The organism is Nostoc sp., assembly GCF_036917555.1.
Taxonomy (GTDB): Bacteria; Cyanobacteriota; Cyanobacteriia; order Cyanobacteriales; family Nostocaceae; genus Nostoc.
This window is the reverse complement of the sequence record NZ_JBALDD010000023.1, coordinates 246,602-261,256: the sequence shown is the minus strand read 5'-3', so window position 1 is coordinate 261,256 and position 14,655 is coordinate 246,602. Positions and strand designations below refer to the sequence as shown.

Below are 14,655 nucleotides of genomic sequence, written 5' to 3'. Positions count from 1 at the left end.
CCCTTGAACTAAGACTTTTTTGTTTTTGGTCAGTTTAATTTTCATAAATTATTTGCTAATGAGATTTTTACTTTTAAAGAAATCTCACTCCAAATAAATATATATTTACTGTTTTGCTGACAATAATAATTGTCAAAGACTTGCAGATGCCTGTGCGATCGCCACAAAATTGTCTGACTTGCGAAACTAGCTATAAATTTGTGTTGAATGTAACTTGTGTGACAGTTTATATCTCTAAATGGAGATTAAAGTATCTTTCTGTGGAAATTCCAAGTTACGCTATCCCCTGCACAACATTCTAATGAATTAGCAGCAATTCTGCAAAAGCACGCGTTTTTGCAGTCTAGGTTTTGCTTTGAGTAAATGCCAGTAGAGGAAAAGTTGGGAAAATATTAATAATTATTAGAAGAATAAAATCCGGGCGATGCTGAAGATGGCAGCGCTAAGGGCAGCACTCACGGGGATTGTAATTAGCCATGCGGCGGCAATGCCTTTTAGTGTTTGAAACTTAATCGACTTGAGATTTTGCACTAGGCCAATACCAACTACACCACCGACGAGAGCGTGGGAGGTGGAGACTGGTAAACCTAGCCGGGAAGCGATAAGGATGGTGGTAGCAGTTGCCAGTTCAGCACAAAATCCACTACTGGGTTGCAAGGCAATGATGTTTTCGCCAATGGTAGCAATGACTTTTTTTCCCCAGACAGCTAAACCACCAACAATACCAGCACCACCAAGGATTAAAATCCAAAGCGGGATAATTATACCATCAGTAGGTACGCTACCAGTGCGATTGATGTAAACGATCGCAGCTAAAGGAGCGATCGCATTTCCTACATCATTAGAACCGTGAGCAAAGGCGACAAAGCAAGCACTTAGCAGTTGGAATCGCGCAAATAATCTTTCCACGGGATTGGTGAGTAGTTCTTCCTTATCCCCCTTGTCTCCCTTGTCTCCCTTGTCTTCCCTCTCTCCCAATTGTCGCCAACTAATGATTGTGAGTCCAACTGCTGCTACTGCACCAGTTAACAGAGGAATGTCATGAGAAGGGATTGTAAAACCAACTTGCTCAATTACAAAATTGGTTAGCGGTTCTGTTAGTGATGGTAAGACAATCACGCCGAAGACACCTAGCAGCGCAGTACTCAACCAGGGAATCCACTCTTGTAACTGTACTACTTGATTAGGTTGATCTAAAATCCAGTGCTTGATTTGATTGTAAAGTAAAGCGGCGATCGCACCACTAATTAACGGCGTTAAAATCCAGCCAATGGTAATTAAGCCAATTGATGACCAATCAATTGCATTTACTCCCAAAGCTACCCAACTAAATCCAGCGATCGCACCAACAACTGCATGAGAAGAAGATACAGGTAAACCGCGTGATGTGGCAATTTGCAACCACACACCACACGATATTAGTACCGTTACCATCCCAACAACGAATATTTGGGGTGTAGCTGCGAATAAGGCGGGATTAGCAATTTTCGTGGCTAGAGTTTCCGTTACCTCATGTCCAAACAACACAGCACCCGTAAACTCTAATACCCCAGCAATGATTAGTGCTTGTTTGAGGGTGACAGCTTTGGAACCTACAGAGGTTCCCATCGCGTTAGCAACATCGTTTGCTCCGAGATTCCAGGCGACGTAGAAAGCTAGTAGAGCTACGAAAAGTAGGGTAATAAGCATTTTGTTGGGGACAAGGGGAAAGTGAGAGAGATGAGGATGAAACTTGAGCTTTTAAGGGTGAACTTTGAACCTTTGAGCTTCATCGTTGAGCCTTTGAGCTTCATCGTCGAGCCTTTGAGCTTCACCGTTGAACCTCTGAGCTTTAAACTTCTAGTTTTAACACTCTCCCATCTCCCTAATCTTCCTTTTACGGATAAATTAAGATTTTATAAGTATCCGGTGTGGGTGCGATCGCAACTTCCACAGCTGCTGATAAATCTTTTAATGGATAGCGATCGCTAATCAAAGCTTGCACGTCTATCCGCTGATTAAATACAATATCAGCTGACAAATTCTGAAGTCGATAAGATGAACTGTAACTGCCTATCAAGTCAATTTCCCGACGGTAGAGGATATTGGGGTTGATCGGAATTTCCACCTCATCAGGGAATTCGGCGAAAAACAAGATTTTGCCACCTTTGCGGGTACTATCGAGTGCTTGAAAGAAGGCTTTCTCACTAGGAACAGCCAGCAAGGTAACATCAACACCTAGTCCACCAGTTAAGGCAGAGATTTTGGCGGGTAAATCGGCATCACGGGCATCAAAAGCCGCCTCTGCACCGACACTTAAGGCTTTATCAATTCTAGAGGGTAGTAAATCAGTAGCGATCGCTTTAGCTCCGAAATACTTCACCAACATGATAAACATTAACCCAATTGGTCCAGCACCAGTAACTAACACAGTTTGTCCTGGAGCAATTTGGGCTTTTTTCACCGCCTTCAAGCAGCAGTTAGTTGGTTCGACAAAACTCGCTTCTTCAAAACTGATATTATCTGGGATGGGAATTAACCCACCGTTTTCCACAATATGTCCGGGAACTTTGACATAATCAGCAAAACCGCCGCCACTGGCGTTAAAGCCTGCGGTAGTGGAGATGTTTTTGTAAACATCGCACATCGAGAAATTATCATTTAGGCAGTAGGCGCAACGCATACAGGGGATGTGGTGCATCACTGCTACCCGTTGTCCAACTTGCCAACCTTTGACATTATTGCCTAGTGCTGCGATCGTGCCGGCAGTTTCATGTCCAAAAATGCGCGGCGGTTCATATAGCGGATAACGAATTTTTTTTATATCTGACTGACACAACCCCACCACCTGCACCTCTACCAGCACTTCATCTGGTTCCAGGGTAGGAACTGGGATATCTTCGTAAGACAGTTGATTGACGCCTCTAAATACCTGTGCTTTCACGTTGGTTTTTCCCCGCTCAACGATACTAGATGTAACATTAGCAGTCAACCTTAAGCTATCAGATTTGTGATTTCTCTGTCTTAGCTTGTTCAAATATAGTCTATGCACAAGTCTTAAAATCCTTGCCTGGTAAAATACAAGCCTTAGTAGGCAAGGTTTTGAGTTTACCAAGCCTATTATCAATAGTGTCAGCTTATTGATAGAGGTTTCAGGTCAAATCAAGGATTTTAAACAAATTTTCCGTTCTTTTGCGTCCATTTAATTCCCAACTCTACTTGTGTGTACACCGTAGCCTTACAAAGAGGGAGATGCTGATAGGTGGAGAAATTTTTGTGTAACTTCACAGAGAAACGGTATTGATACACTAACAATAATTATTTGCAATAATTTTCCTAATGCTATAAGCTTTTCTAAAATATATTGAATATTTTTATCAATAAGTTTTTACAAGAGGTTTGACACACTGGTAAGCCTGGCTGGAAAAATCAGCTGGAATCAGATATAGCAACTTGTGATTAGTAGTTACAAAATTCTTAATTAGCTAATTGAGAGTTTATTCTATTTACAGGAAAATTAGGATGTCTAAACTGCCGGATGTTCTTTGGTTAAATACAAGCCCTAGTTTGCAATACTTTGCTCAACCACTACTTCGTTACCTGTCTGATCTAGTGACAATCCAAGAGTGGAAATATCGCCAAAGCCAAGATGAAGTAAGTTCACTAGATGCTGCTGTTGTTCTGCTTCATCACTACCTCAAATCTTGCAATCGACCTGTTCACCTGATTGGTCATAGTACAGGAGGATTACTAGGGCTACTCTATAGCCGTCGCTATCCAGAAACAGTCAAGTCTTTGACGCTATTAGCCGTGGGTGTTGATGCAGCGGTTGATTGGCAAGCTCATTACTATATGCACCGTCAGTTTTTAAGTCGCCAAAAGCTTTTGACTGATATGGTTTACAACTTATTTGGTTATCAGGATAAACGCACTCTCAAGAGTTTGATACATCTGCTGGAGCAAGATTTAGATTGTTCGCTCTCTCCTCATTCTCTGTTTGAGAGGGTGAGTATAAAAGCAAACAAAGTTTCAGTCCCTTTGATGGTTTGTAGTAGCTTAAACGATATTGTTGTGGAACCAGAGGCACTGCAAGGATGGCGATCGCATTTGAAGGAGGGCGATCGCCTCTGGTCTTGTTTAGAAGGAGGGCATTTCTTTCACTTTTCCCAGTATCAGCTTGTAGGAGAACAGCTACTCGACTTCTGGAAGTTTATCCGGGTGTCAGACTCGCTACATTCCTGTTTGCGACTTTAGACATAAATATAATGATAATACATCTCAAGAATGATTTGTTGAGCAAAACAAATGTGAGAGGTTAATAGTATCCTAAATTATTTGAGGCAAGTCTAGAAATGGTTGTGGCTTTAGATGATACCAAGCGTAGCGCGATCGCTACAGAGCTAGCAGATTTGAAAGCTATACAAGAGTTGCTAATTTCTAATGAACGAAAAGTACTACCTGCTGTAAGCAACGATCAAGAAATTAGCAAACGCCTAAACGACTTTCTCAAAGATGACCAAGAAAACCTCACAGTGATCGAGGGAGTTATTTCAAAATTTGGTGGTGGTTCAGCCCAGCCTAGAGACACTATACGGCAGTACGTTGAGCAAGTAGGTCGGATAATAGATGGGGATGAGCTGACACTATACCAAAAAGCTTCTATTCACGAAAGGATTAAGCACCAAGCCGTAATGACTGGTTTAATTATCCATAAAGCTGCTCAGGTAGTAGGTGATGACGTGAAAGAAGCTATTGGGCCGCTCAATCAAGTGAACTTTGAAAATCGCGCTCATCAAGAACAATTGAAAGGTGTGTTGGAAGTTTTGGGTACAAGAGAACTTACAGGTCAAGACCCAGATCAAGGAGTTTGGGCACGGACTCAAGATGCTGTTGCAGCTTTGAGGGGTGTGTTTGAGGGTTTGACAAAGTAAATCTAACTCAACACTGCCTTGACTTCTAGTTAGGTAAGTACCAATTGATAAATAATCCTAATAATCTCTTTTGATTTCAGGAATCCGATGGCGATCGCACTCAGTTTGAGATAAAAACTGGAATGCGATCGCTTTTTTTTAGGAGAATATGTCGGAACTCCTGTGAGGTTAAAGGATGGTTAATCAGACATATACAGCTGATGTCTTAGTTGTGGGTGGCGGAACCGGAGGGACTGCGGCTGCAATCCAAGCGGCGCGACGGGGAGCCAAAACCATTCTGGTGAGTGAATTTCCTTGGTTGGGGGGAATGCTAACTTCGGCTGGTGTATCTGTACCCGATGGTAATGAATTAGAAGCCTTTCAAACGGGGTTATGGGGTACGTTTTTGCAGCAATTGCGACAACGGCAGCCGGGAGGATTAGATCATAGCTGGGTAAGCTTTTTTAGTTACGATCCCCGAATTGGAGCAGAGATTTTTGCCGATTGGGTGCAGGAATTGGCCAATTTGCACTGGATTTCTGGACAAGTACCTTTAGAGGTGTTCCGACAAGGTGATTTGATTACTGGTGTCCGCTTTGCTGATTTTGCTGTCACAGCCAAGATTATTCTCGACGGCACAGAGTTAGGAGATTTATTACCTTTAGCTGATATACCTTACCGCTGGGGCTGGGAATTGCAATCAGAGTGGGGAGAACCCAGCGCCCCAGTGACTTTTAACTCTTTAACTCAGAAATATCCCGTGCAAGCGCCCACTTATGTAGTGATTATGCAAGACTTTGGTGAATCAATTGCACCAGAGATTCCGGCTGCACCTAACTATAATCCATCACAGTTTACAGGTGCTTGGGATGGCTATGGAGCAGAGACATTTTTAAATTATGGACGTTTGCCTGGTGGCCTGTTTATGATGAATTGGCCAATCTGTGGCAATGACTATGGCGAAGGGGTAGGGCGATTGATAGAGTCAGATGTATCCAGAGGTGAATTCATCCAAGAATCTCGCTGGCACAGCCAAAATTTTGCTCATTTTATCCAAAAACAGCTTGGTCGTCGCTATGGTTTAGCAGAAAAAGTATTTCCTCACACCTCTACAGCTTTTGCACTGCATCCCTATTACCGGGAAAGCCGCCGCTTAGTGGGGCTAACTACTGTCCGAGAACAAGATATTTTGCCGATCGCCAGAGGTAGAGTTGCATCTATATTTAATAATGCAATCGCAGTTGGTAACTACGCCAATGACCATCATTATCCTGGCGTTCAATTCCCACTGCAACCTAAATCTATCCGTTGGGGAGGACGTTGGACAGGGACTCCTTTTACAATTCCCTACAGTTGTCTAATTCCAGCCACAACAGATGGTTTCTTGGTCTGTGAAAAGAATATTTCTGTCTCCCACATTGCCAATGGCGCCACCAGATTACAACCTGTGGTTATGGCAATTGGTCAAGCAGCAGGGATGGCAGCGGCGATATGTGTTGAGTTAAACTGCCAGCCGAGAGATTTACCTGTTAGGACGCTGCAAACGGCTTTATTAGAAGATAATCGCTCAAAAGCGCTAATTATTCCTTTTTTTAATCTTCCCCCCAATCTTTCGGATTGGCGCCACTGGCAATTGTATTACTTAGATAACCCACAAGCATATCCAGTTAGTGGCGATTGCCCTGACTCTGCTTTTGACAAGGCATTAATTCAGGAAAGTAACTGTTTTAAAGGCATCTTTTACCGCTCGGAAGACCAGGAATATAGATTCACTGTCACAGCGCCAGCCGCACATCAAGGACAAAGTTGGCAGCTTGTGACTTTGCGATCGCATATTGACAAGCAATTACGCGCTTATCCCCACGAACAATTAGTTACATTGTGGGGCCGTCACAATCACTCTGGTAATTGGTTATTAGTCGAACATTTAAACGGAGGATAAGAAGAGTTTATTTTCAGTAAAACAGAATACTTTTTGATGAATTGTCCGGATATTAATCGAAAAGCTAAGTATCAGGGAAGAGGAGAGTTCCAAAATAGACATCTGCTATGCGTGCTGCCATTTCACTTTTAGTCTCGAGTCTGGTGTTCGGCCCCTTAGCTTTCAACTGCCAAGCAATGGTCAATCACTTATCAACAGGGCTGCCTTCCACGCCTACTTCGGAACAGTGGCTCTCGGCGGCATCTGAACAAGCTTCAGATGATGCGCCACGTCATCGCGGTAGTGGGCGCAGAGAAGTGACACAAAAAGTCCGAAATATCTATGCTGTGGTTTAACTACTGTAGGGTAATACCTCTTTTCCCAAAGGAACAGAATTACCAGAAAACAGGATGTTATGCTAACATCTTTTACACAGCTTTTCTGGCAGAGATATATACAGTTGACACACGAAAGTCTTCAGCGATCGCTTAGTATTTCAACTGCAAACTTTGTATATATAGTTGGCCTCAATCCTGCCGATCAAAATTCCCCAATAGATTTTCTTCTCATGCATTCAGTAAGTGGTTATCTACATAAGCAAGTAACCGATCTTAGCTCCGACATCTGTTTAACGTCCTTTGCCGAAGCATAAAATCTCTTTCGTTTCATCTCTTGCTTATCTAGCGTATGGATTAGCACAAGTAGTATAGATTTATTGCACTTGCTAACAAATCTACTATTCTTGACCTACTTTTGCCCCCTAGTTCGTTCTCCCCCCAGATGGCTCCCGACGATATAAATATTAAGAAGGATCTGCCAGATCATCTTAGTCATTTTAATTATTCTACACCCAAGGCCAGATGCAAAATTTTGCATTTGGTCTTTTTATATGAATTTTAGTTAAAGAAAGGAAGTGGGGAGTGGGGAGCAGGGGAGAAGTTCAGTAAGTTTTTTCCCTCTGACCCTGTGCACCTCTGCCTCTTGTGCCCCATCCCCCATGCCCTTTTACACCGTTGTTTTCTTACGGTTATTTTCTGTTCCCTGGATGCCGTTGAGGAACATTGGCACAAACTTTTCGATAAATGTCTGTGGATCGCGCTGCCATGCCTTTTGTGCAGTTTGAATTCTAGTAAATTGCAATTCAGGTGCTAGCAAAGTCTGGGGTAAACGTTCCATTAGGTATTGGGGACGTTGCCAAAGCGGCATGGTATTTGCCACTTCCATCAGGTTGGCAACTCGCCGTAGTTCTGCACCCAAGGTGATATCCATTCCCGATTCAAATGCAGCTTGTTCAATTGCAGTATATTTTCGCTTGGCTTGCTCGACTTTTTGCTGATGTTCTGGACTTTTACGCGCGAGTTCTCCTAGCCAACGATTACCCCACCGGACATGTCCTGCTTCCTCTGGGAGAATTTTTTCAATCGTTTCCCGAATTTTGATGTTTTCTTCTGTCTGCGGTGCTTGTTTGAGGGCGTGAATATGGGCAGAGAAATACTCACAGCCACGTTTTTCGGTGACGTTAATTGCGGCCAAGGCAGCAATCATGCCGTCCTCTAGGTTGTGTTTTGGGTCATAGCTGTCTTTGTCGAGCAGCCGATCAAATTCATCAATATAGGAAGTTCCAGGGGGAGTTCCTATATCGCTTCCCAAATCAATCAACAAGTCAGTTAGCCACATGGCATGACGAGCTTCATCTGAGATGTGATGAGACAAATCCCGCACCAGTTCCCGTGGCTGTCCATTGAGTTGTTCAATTACCTCAGTTAGGTCTTTACAACTGCGTTGTTCGCTGTAACGGTAGCGGTTGAGGGTAATTAGATGGATTTCGCGATCGCATACCACCCGTTTTAATATATCTCTCGCACTCAAAACATTCTGAAATTTACGTGGGTAAGTGACTGTCATAAATTATGTAAACTTTTGTAAATCTTTATTTAATAATAACTTAATTTTTGCGAGTACTGTATTTGTGCCGCTTCACCGAAAAAAAGAGTAAAAGTCACAAAAATTAATCACTTGAGTTGAACTTAAGTGTAAATAAAAGTAACGAATAAATGTTCAGTCTTGGGTAAAGTGTGTTTTTAAGCTCAGACCAACCTGAAGCTAGATGATTTTAGTTATTAAAAGTGGATTAGTGAGATTTTCCCTCAAAGCCGGAAAAGTGTAAGCAAAATAAAATATAAACTTTTGTAAAAAGTAGCTTATGTTACAGAATTTTTGTTATATTAGTCTTGTAAAGAAAAAAAATTATATATTCACGAAATAGAGAGGACTATGGTTATGTCTATTGCAGATAAATCTCGTGCGTTAATGGTGCGCGAACATCAGCAAGTCAAGAATCGCCAACAATCAATGCTGATGCGGGCGGCACAAGAACTTGGTCTTCCTGAAGAAGCATCTCACTACTGGAACCCGATTCAAGGGAAGGTTGATGCTAACACTCGGATGATTTATGGGCCCAGTCATGCTTCCATGAGCTAAGTTTCAGGATTTACGATCTGGATTTTTTGAGTGAATATCTCAACTGACAAATCTGGAAAAAAAAGCCACCCTCTACTTTAGGGTGGCAAAACTCATTACTTTTTAGTTAGATACGACTCTTGATTAAGCATCGTAGTAGAGGTAAAATTCGTAGGGATGAGGACGCAGCTGCAACTGTTTGACTTCGTTACCTAGCTTGTAGTCAATCCAATTTTCGATAAAGTCTTCCGTGAATACGCCTGATTCTGTCAAAAAGGCGTGATCTTTTTCCAGTGCTTGCAACGCCAGTTCTAAAGAACCTGGAGTTGAAGGAACCTTTGCCAGTTCTTCTGGAGAGAGTTCATAGATATTCTTATCTAAGGGTTCACCAGGATGGATTTTGTTCTTGATGCCATCGATACCAGCACAAAGCATTGCAGCAAATGCCAAGTAGGGGTTAGATGTAGCATCTGGACAACGGAATTCCAAACGTTTGGCTTTGGGGTTAGTGCCAGATAAAGGAATACGGATAGAAGCAGAACGGTTCCCTTGGGAGTAAGCCAAGTTAACAGGAGCTTCATAACCGGGTACTAGGCGCTTGTATGAGTTGGTGCTAGGGTTGGTTATTGCCAACAGGGCTGGTGCGTGTTTGAGAAGACCACCAATGTAGTACAACCCCATATCGCTCAAACCAGCATACTTATCACCTGCAAACAGAGGTTGGCCGTCTCTCCAAATGGATTGGTGACAGTGCATTCCCGAACCGTTATCGCCAAAAATTGGTTTGGGCATGAAGGTGACGGTTTTACCGTATTTCTTAGCAACATTCTTGATGACATATTTATAAATCATCAACCAGTCAGCCGCTTCGATCAACTTCCCAAACTTGAAACCCAGTTCGCACTGACCACCAGTAGCAACTTCGTGGTGATGCTTTTCAATGGGCACACCTAATTTTTCCATCGTCAACAGCATCTCTGTACGGATATCTTGGAAAGAATCCGTTGGTGAAACTGGGAAGTAACCTTCTTTGAAGCGTGGTTTATAACCCAAGTTGGGTTTTTCATCTGTACCAGCTTTACCGGAATTCCAAGCACCTTCTTGAGAGTCTATGAAGTAGTAGCCTTCGTTGGCGGTTTGAGCAAACCTAGCACTGTCAAAGATAAAGAACTCAGCTTCAGGGCCAAAGAAGGCTGTGTCACCAAGACCAGTGGAAACCAGGTAATCTATTGCTTTTTGGGCAATAACGCGTGGGCAACGATTGTACCATTCACCCGTGCGGGGTTCCTTAATACTACAAATTATACTTAGGGTTGGGACTTCCATGAATGGGTCGATCCAAGCAGTGTTGGGGTCGAGTACCATCGTCATGTCCGATTCGTTGATTGCTTTCCAGCCTCGGATGCTGGAACCGTCAAAAGGTACGCCATCACTGAATGCAGTCTCGTCAATTTGGTTTTGGTACAGTGTGAGGTGCTGCCAAGTCCCTACTGTATCGATGAATTTGAGATCAATCAGTTGAATTTTTTCATCTTGAATTCTCTTCAAGACTTCTTGTGGTGTTGTCATTGTTACTCCTTCTCTACCAATTTCCTAAAGTAAACCAGAATCTTCCAAAGCATCCTAACCCTACTGATCTCAATCAGGCCGTGACACACCAGAAATATCTTAAATACTAGACATAAGCGGATTTTGTAGCTTATGTTACAGCTATCTGGATTATCAGGTTATATTAACCTTTCGGCGATCATCTGTACAAAACTGGAAAGTTCATCATATAGGGGTCAACTTTGGCATAGAATCCATAGATAGTGGATAGATTGTTTTTGTGCCGAATCTATTTTTAATAGCACAAAACTTTACTGGTGCATAAGTGCAGCCAAATAAATATCAAACCATAAATAGCAATGATTGGGAGAAGAAGGAATGCGCGATGCGGTAACAAATTTAATTAAGAATTATGACCTAGCCGGTCGATATTTTGACCGGAATGCGATCGATAGCCTGAAGTCTTACTTTGATAGTGGTACAGCAAGAGTACAAGCGGCGGCAGCAATCAATTCTAATGCGGCTGTACTTGTCAAGCAGGCTGGTTTACAGTTATTTGAAGAACTGCCAGAATTGATTCGCCCCGGTGGAAATGCTTATACGACTCGTCGTTATGCAGCTTGTCTGCGAGATATGGACTACTATCTGCGCTATGCCACCTATGCGCTGGTTGCTGGAAATACCAATGTATTGGATGAACGAGTGCTGCAAGGGCTGCGGGAAACTTACAATTCTCTAGGAGTACCTATTGGGCCTACGGTTCGCGGTATCCAAATTCTCAAGGATCTGATTAAGGAACAAGTAGCAGCAGCAGGTGTGGTTAATACTGCTTTTGTAGATGAACCATTCGATCACATCACACGCGAGTTGAGCGAGACAGATATTTAGCATCTAATCCTGGTGACTAAAAATCGCAGAACTATACAAACAAAGTTCGCATAAGTGGACTTAATATTTATCGCACTTTGGCTTGATTGGCAAGGTGCGTTTACTTTTATTAATGCAAAAAATTTTTATCTGATGAATTAATTAGTCGTACTGGGAAAATTTTATACCTGCTTTTATGATGTTTATTATTGATATAAATAATTTTTGGCAATAGTTCTATGAGTATTAATGATCTAGAATTTCTGCATGGTGCAGCTTTTCTTCGACTCCTCAAAGGAACATCTTATATCTCTATCAGTTATTTATCTTATATTCATTCATCTCTTTATACTATAAAAAGCTCAAATCAAGAATCAGCAATTCTATTTAAAATATCAAAAAAACCGACTTCCTCATGGTCATTTAGCTTCAGTTCACAGGAAGAAAATGCATTGACAACATTTCGTGAAAATTATCCTGATGTCAAACTTTTTATAGCATTGATTTGTCATCGAGATGGCGTTTGTTGTCTATCAGAAGAACAACTATGGACAATTATTGATCCTAGTGAGGGTTTAGCCAAGCAGCGTGTTTCTGTAAAAAGAGAACTAAGAGGGAGTTATTATGTTAAAGGTACAGGGAGAGTTCCCTTAGAGCAGACAGTCCCTCAAAATAATTGGCCTGGCGTAATTTTATCAACAAAAATAACCTATGACACCCACTCAGATTAAAACTAATGGCGACTGTATTGACAGATTAATTAAGAGATTAGAGAAACAAATCGGACAAAAAGAAGCAAGTAAGCTTAAAGAAACGGCTATTTAAGTTGTACAAAATTGTGTCAAATTTTATTCAGAAAATTTCGGTTATGGTGATGTAGGGGAAAATAGTACGGGTTTAGTGAGCCAACCCTATAAGGGACAAGACCCTATTCCTAATGGTACAACTGGACTTATTTATGGTCGTGTTCAAAGTGGTAAAACTAACACAACTATTGCAACTTTAGCCCTGGCTCATGAAAATAATTTTCGTTGCTTTATTGTCTTAACCTCTGATAATACATGGTAAAAAAAACAAACTGCTAATCGTTTCAATAATCAAGTTGAAGACGGCCCTGTTTTTTTTGATTGGGAAGAATGGAAAAAACACCCCGATGGTTTTGCAGAAACGAAAGTTGCACCTTATATCAAAGATACAGATATAGGTGTTGTATTAGTTTCAACAAAAAATGGTCATCACCTGGATAATTTATTGAAGGTTTTAAAAGCAGCAAAAGTCAAAGGTGTTCCTACCTCAATTTTTGATGATGAAGCGGATAACGCTAGTTTAAATACGAATGAATCTAAACAAGCTAAAAAAGGAAAAGATGCGATTGATGATAGTAAAATTTTTGAGACTATAGGGAAAATTCGTCAAGAGGTTGCTAATCATATTTATATTCAAATCACAGCAACTCCCCAAAGTTTATTATTACAAAGTCTCCCTCATCCTTGTAAGCCAAAATTCTGTGCAGCATTACCAGAGCCGGGAGATAGTTATATGGGAGGAGAGTTATTTTTTGCTGAGAACAGTAAATACTGTTGTATTCTAGATGCTGAAGAAATTAACCAATTAAAGAAACAAAAAGGTGCTATAAATCCGGGTAATAAATGGATAATTCCCAATGGATTAAGACTTGCACTTTGTTTCTTCTTCTTAGGTTCAACTTACAAAATGTTATCTTCTGAAAAAGAAGATGAGAAATATTCTTTTCTTGCTCATGTTTGTTATAAACAAGATATCCATAGTGTATTAGAAAAGGTGATTACTCAATTTGTAATTAATTTAGATAAAGCAATTCGAGAAAAGAGTTCAGATGCAGAAAATAAACAAGCCCAAAAATGGTTAGAAGAAGCTTATAACGAGTTAAAGCAAACGGCTAAGAACTTACCTCCATTGATTGAATTAATAAATGAGTTAAAAATTAAACTAAGAAACGCAATTCATACTAAAACGATTAATGCAAATAATCCCGAAAAAGAACCTAATTATAATCCTGGCATGAATATCTTAATAGGAGGAAATAGATTAGGTAGAGGTGTAACAATTGATGGTTTAATGGTAACTTATTATGGGCGTGATGCAAAACAAAAAGTAATGGATACGGTTCATCAACACGCTCGAATGTATGGTTATCGTCCACAACTAAAAGACGTAACTCGTCTCTTTATAGCAGAACATATACTAGACGCTTTTCGTTCTATTCACGAAGCGGATGAAGCTATGCGTCAAGCAATTGGAGATGATATTCATAATATTAAACTTCAGCCTGTTTGGATAGGAGGAAATCTAAAACCAACTCGTTCTAATGTTTTAGATCCTTCAGTCATTAATTTCTTAGTACCAGGTTCATTAATTTATCCTCAAAATCCCGCTTATAAAAAAGAGGAAATTGAGCATAACTTTAAAGAAATAGAGACACTTTTAATCAATTATCAAGATAATAATTTATATGCTGAAGTAGAGATAGACCTGATCATTAAAATTCTCAGTCAAACAAAAAGTTATTATGTCCCCTCTGAAAAATGGGAAGATAAACGTATCATCAAAGGTCTAACAGATATGAAATCAAAGGGGATGATAAAGGGGCGTTTAAATGTTCGCAGAGGTGAGAGAAATAAAAATCAAGGATTAGATATGCCAAGAAAAGAGCCTTTTAAATGGATGTTTTGCTTTGGTTCAGGCAATTGGTCAATAGAAGCTCAGAAGAAATATCCTGAGCTACCAACTTTAATTATTTGCTATCAGAAAGGGGAAGAAAGTAATAAATGGGATGGTCATCCTATATATCTACCTATGTTGGTTTTACCTCAACAAAAGTTTGTTTTAATGTTTAATTATGATGAGGAAGAATAGGTGATATTTTGAATTGGCGATCGCGCCTCTGTAAAATAAATTTGCTAGATTAAAGCTGTATTTTTGGAGCTATCT

Annotated in this window: 14 protein-coding genes; 10 read left to right on the top strand and 4 right to left on the bottom strand. The window is 40.8% G+C overall.

Annotation, left to right across the window (positions count from 1 at the left end; genetic code table 11):
• Nucleotides 1-113: 113 nt before the first annotated feature.
• Nucleotides 114-302 carry a hypothetical protein gene (locus tag V7K60_RS09750; protein ID WP_334924989.1) on the top strand — a complete coding sequence of 63 codons (189 nt, stop codon included), beginning with the start codon at nucleotides 114-116 and terminating at the stop codon, nucleotides 300-302.
• A gap of 100 nt (nucleotides 303-402) precedes the next feature.
• Here the strand turns inward: V7K60_RS09750 and V7K60_RS09745 are convergent, their stop codons facing one another.
• Entirely contained in the window at nucleotides 403-1,689 is a 1,287-nt protein-coding gene (locus V7K60_RS09745) for an inorganic phosphate transporter (protein ID WP_334924987.1), read from the bottom strand.
• Nucleotides 1,690-1,876: 187 nt separating this feature from the next.
• A complete protein-coding gene (locus tag V7K60_RS09740) occupies nucleotides 1,877-2,923 on the bottom strand; it encodes a zinc-dependent dehydrogenase (RefSeq protein ID WP_334925524.1) in 1,047 nt (348 codons plus the stop codon).
• A gap of 578 nt (nucleotides 2,924-3,501) precedes the next feature.
• On the opposite strand from V7K60_RS09740, the gene V7K60_RS09735 reads away from it, so the two are divergent.
• The 4 genes from V7K60_RS09735 to patX all read left to right on the top strand — a co-directional run bounded on the left by V7K60_RS09735 (nucleotide 3,502) and on the right by patX (nucleotide 7,166).
• Nucleotides 3,502-4,233 carry an alpha/beta hydrolase gene (locus V7K60_RS09735; RefSeq protein ID WP_334924985.1) on the top strand — a complete coding sequence of 244 codons (732 nt, stop codon included), beginning with the start codon at nucleotides 3,502-3,504 and terminating at the stop codon, nucleotides 4,231-4,233.
• 98 nt (nucleotides 4,234-4,331) lie between these two features.
• On the top strand, nucleotides 4,332-4,910 hold the full coding sequence (locus V7K60_RS09730) for a hemerythrin HHE cation-binding protein (RefSeq protein ID WP_334924983.1): 579 nt from the start codon (nucleotides 4,332-4,334) through the stop codon (nucleotides 4,908-4,910).
• Between the two features lie 175 nt (nucleotides 4,911-5,085).
• Entirely contained in the window at nucleotides 5,086-6,831 is a 1,746-nt protein-coding gene (locus V7K60_RS09725) for an FAD-dependent oxidoreductase (RefSeq protein WP_334924981.1), read from the top strand.
• A gap of 107 nt (nucleotides 6,832-6,938) precedes the next feature.
• Nucleotides 6,939-7,166 carry a heterocyst-inhibiting protein PatX gene (gene patX / locus V7K60_RS09720; RefSeq protein ID WP_292733527.1) on the top strand — a complete coding sequence of 76 codons (228 nt, stop codon included), beginning with the start codon at nucleotides 6,939-6,941 and terminating at the stop codon, nucleotides 7,164-7,166.
• Nucleotides 7,167-7,815: 649 nt separating this feature from the next.
• Here patX and V7K60_RS09715 read toward each other — a convergent pair.
• Nucleotides 7,816-8,715, bottom strand: coding sequence for a ferritin-like domain-containing protein (locus V7K60_RS09715; protein WP_334924979.1), 900 nt, complete (start codon nucleotides 8,713-8,715; stop codon nucleotides 7,816-7,818).
• A 375-nt stretch (nucleotides 8,716-9,090) separates the two neighbouring features.
• Here V7K60_RS09715 and V7K60_RS09710 point away from each other — a divergent pair, with 375 nt between their 5' ends.
• Nucleotides 9,091-9,291 carry a hypothetical protein gene (locus tag V7K60_RS09710; protein WP_100899525.1) on the top strand — a complete coding sequence of 67 codons (201 nt, stop codon included), beginning with the start codon at nucleotides 9,091-9,093 and terminating at the stop codon, nucleotides 9,289-9,291.
• A gap of 123 nt (nucleotides 9,292-9,414) precedes the next feature.
• Here V7K60_RS09710 and glnA read toward each other — a convergent pair whose 3' ends face one another.
• On the bottom strand, nucleotides 9,415-10,839 hold the full coding sequence (gene glnA / locus V7K60_RS09705; protein WP_334924977.1) for a type I glutamate--ammonia ligase: 1,425 nt from the start codon (nucleotides 10,837-10,839) through the stop codon (nucleotides 9,415-9,417).
• A 357-nt stretch (nucleotides 10,840-11,196) separates the two neighbouring features.
• On the opposite strand from glnA, the gene apcB reads away from it, so the two are divergent.
• The 4 genes from apcB to V7K60_RS09685 all read left to right on the top strand — a co-directional run bounded on the left by apcB (nucleotide 11,197) and on the right by V7K60_RS09685 (nucleotide 14,580).
• The gene (gene apcB / locus V7K60_RS09700) at nucleotides 11,197-11,706 is read left to right on the top strand and encodes an allophycocyanin subunit beta (RefSeq protein WP_334924975.1); all 510 of its coding nucleotides are present in this window, start codon (nucleotides 11,197-11,199) and stop codon (nucleotides 11,704-11,706) included.
• A gap of 218 nt (nucleotides 11,707-11,924) precedes the next feature.
• Complete coding sequence (locus tag V7K60_RS09695; protein ID WP_334924973.1) at nucleotides 11,925-12,416, top strand: hypothetical protein; 492 nt, start codon at nucleotides 11,925-11,927, stop codon at nucleotides 12,414-12,416.
• Nucleotides 12,417-12,585: 169 nt separating this feature from the next.
• On the top strand, nucleotides 12,586-12,753 hold the full coding sequence (locus V7K60_RS09690; protein WP_334924972.1) for a hypothetical protein: 168 nt from the start codon (nucleotides 12,586-12,588) through the stop codon (nucleotides 12,751-12,753).
• Nucleotides 12,754-12,936: 183 nt separating this feature from the next.
• Nucleotides 12,937-14,580 (top strand): Z1 domain-containing protein, encoded by a 1,644-nt coding sequence (locus tag V7K60_RS09685; protein ID WP_334924970.1) that lies wholly within the window; start codon nucleotides 12,937-12,939, stop codon nucleotides 14,578-14,580.
• Nucleotides 14,581-14,655: the final 75 nt, after the last annotated feature.

Coding starts and splice junctions, on each gene's coding strand:
- V7K60_RS09745 (WP_334924987.1), bottom strand. CDS start 1,689: ATGCTTATTACCCTACTTTTCGTAGCTCTACTAGCTTTCTACGTCGCC.
- V7K60_RS09735 (WP_334924985.1), top strand. CDS start 3,502: ATGTCTAAACTGCCGGATGTTCTTTGGTTAAATACAAGCCCTAGTTTG.
- V7K60_RS09730 (WP_334924983.1), top strand. CDS start 4,332: ATGGTTGTGGCTTTAGATGATACCAAGCGTAGCGCGATCGCTACAGAG.
- V7K60_RS09725 (WP_334924981.1), top strand. CDS start 5,086: ATGGTTAATCAGACATATACAGCTGATGTCTTAGTTGTGGGTGGCGGA.
- patX (WP_292733527.1), top strand. CDS start 6,939: ATGCGTGCTGCCATTTCACTTTTAGTCTCGAGTCTGGTGTTCGGCCCC.
- V7K60_RS09715 (WP_334924979.1), bottom strand. CDS start 8,715: ATGACAGTCACTTACCCACGTAAATTTCAGAATGTTTTGAGTGCGAGA.
- V7K60_RS09710 (WP_100899525.1), top strand. CDS start 9,091: ATGTCTATTGCAGATAAATCTCGTGCGTTAATGGTGCGCGAACATCAG.
- glnA (WP_334924977.1), bottom strand. CDS start 10,839: ATGACAACACCACAAGAAGTCTTGAAGAGAATTCAAGATGAAAAAATT.
- apcB (WP_334924975.1), top strand. CDS start 11,197: ATGCGCGATGCGGTAACAAATTTAATTAAGAATTATGACCTAGCCGGT.
- V7K60_RS09695 (WP_334924973.1), top strand. CDS start 11,925: ATGAGTATTAATGATCTAGAATTTCTGCATGGTGCAGCTTTTCTTCGA.